2 protein-coding genes are annotated in these 4759 nt (G+C 33.9%); one reads left to right on the forward strand and one right to left on the reverse strand.

All coding sequences use genetic code 11. The features are described from left to right. Positions 1–2033 (reverse strand): DNA polymerase III subunit gamma/tau (locus AC3DU7_RS25655; protein ID WP_488042112.1); only part of this gene is annotated, 2033 nt, incomplete at its 3' end. A gap of 761 nt (positions 2034–2794) precedes the next feature. Here AC3DU7_RS25655 and AC3DU7_RS25660 point away from each other — a divergent pair. After that, the gene (locus AC3DU7_RS25660) at positions 2795–3694 is read left to right on the forward strand and encodes a hypothetical protein (protein WP_488042113.1); all 900 of its coding nucleotides are present in this window, start codon (positions 2795–2797) and stop codon (positions 3692–3694) included. Positions 3695–4759 lie beyond the last annotated feature (1065 nt).

The following is a 4759-nucleotide window of genomic DNA, read 5'->3' on the forward strand; positions in this document are numbered from 1 at the left end:
TAAAAATCAACATCATCATCCAACTCAATATCTTCATTTTCCTCTGTTTCATCTATACCAACATTACTATTTTCAGACTCAACAATTTGAGAATTAATAGATAAATTAGAAGACTCAGATATTGTAGATAGTTCGGTTTTATCTACTGATGTAATTAACCCTATATCTATTATTTCTCCCTGAAAAAAATCAACTATTCGGCCAGTGGCGATCGCTACAGTTTGTCCTTCTTTTTCAGAATATTTTCCTTTTTCTATCCCATCATCCAAATTTGGTTGATATGGATAAATATTCTGAATAAATTTGTTTTCTGTCTGCGAATTTTTCTGCTGAGGTGAAAATGGGTGAGTTTCTTCATCATCATCGGGAGTTTCACGCTCGGAGTTAGAAGTTTCTTGATGTTTTTCATGGCTAGTTATATTTCTTTCTATTTTGCTATTTTTGGGATAAATATTTTCACTAATACTTTGATTTTTTCTCTTGGTGTTCGTTACTTCTACTTTAACTTTTATCGCAGTCTTAAAAACTTTCTCAAACCCAGCTTCAATACTAGCAACTTTAGACATCACCATTTTTTGCCATTTATCAGAACTAACACCAATACGCGCTACTTGATTGTTAAACTCTAACAATGTAACTTGTGGTTGGGATTGACGTAGTAGAGATTGGCTACTTAGTTTAATTTCAACAAGTACCCTTTGCCAAATTTCTTCTAAATTCTGTTCTTGAGAATTAAAATTAACAGCTTCCGAATTAACTAAATCTTCCTCACTTTTTGATGCAGTCGGAATTTCTTTGACCTCCGATATTTTCTGTTTTGGAGGCGAATAAATAGGCTGCTTTGCTTGTGGTTGACTAGAACTTTTAGAAGTATTTTGAACCGAAATATTTTGACTTGTTTGTCTTTCAGGTAACTGTTCAACTATTTGCCTCGAACTTGCCAATGCAGCAGGCAATAATCCCAATAAAGTTACCTCTAACCATAAACGGGGTTGAGTCGTATTTTTAATTTGAACTTCAGATGTTTGTAAATGTTTTTGACCAGCTAAAATAGTACTAATATCCCATGTTTGAGAAACTTGACAAAGTTGTTCCCAAGTAGGTTTGGTCAACGCCACTAAATCTCCATTTGTCGGTGCTGTTTTTGCTACTAATAAATCTCGGTAAAATCCTGCCAAATTTTGTAATACAATTATAGGCTCTCGACCCCGGTCCATTATTTGACGACTACACTTCAACACTTCCGTAGAATTATCAGAGGCGATCGCTTCTATAAGTGCCATTAAATCTCGCTCTGGCACCGCCCCTACCAAGTCCCATACTCGCTCAACTGTAATCTCACCTGCCAATAAACTCAACTGGTCTAACAAACTTTCTGCATCTCGTAGTCCACCTTGAGCAATTTGAGCGATCATTTGGACAGCTTCAGTAGTAATATCAATCTTTTCTTCCGTAGCAATTTTTTGCAAATGTCCGACCATTGCTTCCAAAGGAATTCTACGAAAGTCAAACCTTTGACAACGAGAGATAATAGTCGGTAAAACTCTCTGAGGGTCTGTGGTTGCCAGAATAAAGACTACTCGGTTTGGTGGTTCTTCCAAAGTTTTGAGCAGAGCATTAAAAGCAGACACAGATAACATATGGACTTCATCGACCACATATACCTTATAACGACATTGAACAGGTGCAAACTGGGACCTTTCAATCAATTCCCGAATGTTATCCACACCAGTATTGCTAGCAGCATCAATTTCTATTACGTCCAGAGTTGAGCCTTTTGTAATACCCATACAAACATCACAAGCACCACAGGGAGTGGGGGTAGGGTGGTCATGGGTGAGGCAATTAAGAGATTTGGCAAAAATTCTGGCGCTGGAAGTTTTCCCTGTGCCTCTTGGCCCTGTGAATAGATATGCTGGAGCTATTCGTTCGGTATGCATAGCATTGGTCAGAGTTTGGGCGATCGCTTCCTGACCTACTAAGTCAGCAAAAGTCTGAGGACGATACTTGTGATGGAGAGGTTTGTAGGCCACAATTCAGAAATAAGAATGGTTTCGTATATTCCAGTTTGATTAAAGTAATAAGCAATATTAATTTATTGCTTTTTTCTGTATTTATACTTAAAAATTTGATGAGATTTTAGTTATATTGTCTATAAAAATTTATTCCTTTACAAAGGTTTTAACAATTTATGTATTTTCTCTAATTTATTATGAAGTATAATATCTACTATTATAGAGTAGCAGCTCAAAAATTATGAATATCTTACTTAATTTTTGTGAATAATTTAAGTGTATGTCTAATTTCTAATACCAAATTCAAAAAAGATAGTTATAGTTTTAATCTCTAGATATCTACCAGCAAATCAAACTTAATTTAGAATCGGCTATAAATTTCTATGAAGCTAGAAAATTTGCTAGTTGGTATAGGATTTATTTTTGATTACTTAGACTATCAAATTTTACTTTACAGAAGATAGAACAAATAACTCTATATTTTATCTAATATTTTGTGCATAGTAACGGTCAAAAATGAGTGCATAAATCTGAGAATATCTCAGAATTTAAGACATATTCAAAACAAATAGAAGCAAGATAAATTTATGGTTTATGTTCTGTGATTTATTGAAAATTAAAATTATTAAGATGCTGACTATAAATGTATCAGTCATGATTTTCAACAAATCTATAATTTTCCTATCAATCAATAGCCTCAATTATTTTGTATAACTATAATCATCAAACATTTATCCAGAAATTGCTGTAAATTAATTGTCAAATTTTGTTTAAAACCTATGTTAACATCAATTACTATTGTGGAACCAAAGTTAGCCCAAGCTTCACCAGCACCAGAACTAACTTTGCCAAAATCAGAATATATTTGGATGGGTGCATCTGGACTACTATTGCTATTACTGATTATTATGAGTATATTCCACCAAGTAAAAATGAGGCAATTTAGCAAAAAACTTAGTGTGGAGGAGTTCAGAAATAAAGACCTGCATAAAAAATATAAATTGGCTGTAGCAACTATATCAAAAATGGAAAAAAATCCTGACTTAATCCATTCGCGAGATTTTAACTTAGACTACTTAAGAATGCGGATGGCAGAGGAAGTTTTTCACTTTGCTATTGTCAATCAAATTAAAGTAAAAGTTAAACAACAAATTAGTGTTGCACTACGTCCTACTCCATTAGCAGCAGGAGAAAAAGGAAATGCAAGTGGACGACAAATTGATTCTATGTTTGATGTAGAATATGATACTGGAGAAGTAGGTAAAGATGTTAAAAAAAGAGTATTATTTCGGGTGTCAATCAAACTGACAAAATTACCAACTCAGGCAACTTCTCAAACTATTAATCAAATTATTGATTGTTTAGAAACCTACCTTAGTCCTAGTGACGATCATGATAATTGGACTCCTACTATTCAAGGCCGAATTGTGCATATTGATTGGGATCAAAAAGCAAAACCAACACCGATGTTGGTACTAGAACAATCTAATGATGGAGTTCTATTTCGTACTAACCGACCAGCACCACGGAATGCTAGTCCACCGCCACCTCCACCTCTATCCAAAGCAACTGTAGGTAAAAGAAAGACTACTAAAAAAGCAGCGACCCAACTATCTACAAAAGGGAAAACAAAAGGTGCAATTAAAAATAATGCTAGGAGTACTAAAATTAGGAAATAATTAAAGTCAGGAAAAAGGAATAAGAAAAGCATATTTTAAGAATCATGTAGTGTCGCGAAATGTTAATGAGTGGATATTGACTACTTCTATTTTATAGTGTTTAAATATGCCTAGCTTAACAGGTAAAACTCTTCAACTTTAACTATCAGGGTTAGTAACATCTAAAATGCGATAATTGTGAGTGAAAAAAATATAATTGTCTTCTTTGTTTGTAGCTAATTTTGCATCATTTCAACTATATTAATCCCAGATTTATTATCTAGAGCAACCTTTAGGATCACCTACTGTAATACTAACTTAGGTTTAATGACTAAAGCATGAGCGATCGCTACTATGTTATTTTTGCTAGCCATATAGAAGCCATTTGGAATATTAGCTAATGTTAGGTTTTTAGGCCAAGAAGTGAGGATATTGATATTTAATTACTATAGTATCTCCAACAATCAAAAATCATGCTCTTTTATTGCACTGTTATTCATCAATTCTTTCCCCCTACTCCCTACTCCCTATGGGTGGAGGAGATGCTTAATAGATCCGTTTAGGGGTTCTATAAATTATGAGTTTAGTAATGTACTCTTGTAAGCATTCAGCCGTCAGCCAGCCTCCTATGGTCGGAACTGCGAACTTCAGCTTATCAGCTATTGCTTTTAGTTTAGGCTCAAAGCTTTATTAATTGTCTTACTACAAAAGTTGCCTCCCTTACCCTTAAAGTCTTTTGTTTATTTAAACACTGTCCTATATAAGAGAGTCTTGTTGCTGAGAGCTGACAGCTAATAGCTGAATGCTTACGTATTCTTTACTCCTAATCCTATTGCTTCTAAAATTTCTATGATTTAGTGGATAGTTTTTGCCTAGAAATATTGAGGTAAAATTATCAAGACATTTATACATTTTACCGAATAATTAGGGCTTACCGAATAATTAATAATTAATCATTATTAATTAAATAATTCAGCTTAATCTGCCTCCCCTTTCAAGGGGAAAATAAAATGCTAGGATATTTCCTTATGTTCAATTCCGTAACGGTTTTAACCAGAGGTAATTATCCATTATCCATTATCCATT

This window comes from Okeania sp., from assembly GCF_983059655.1.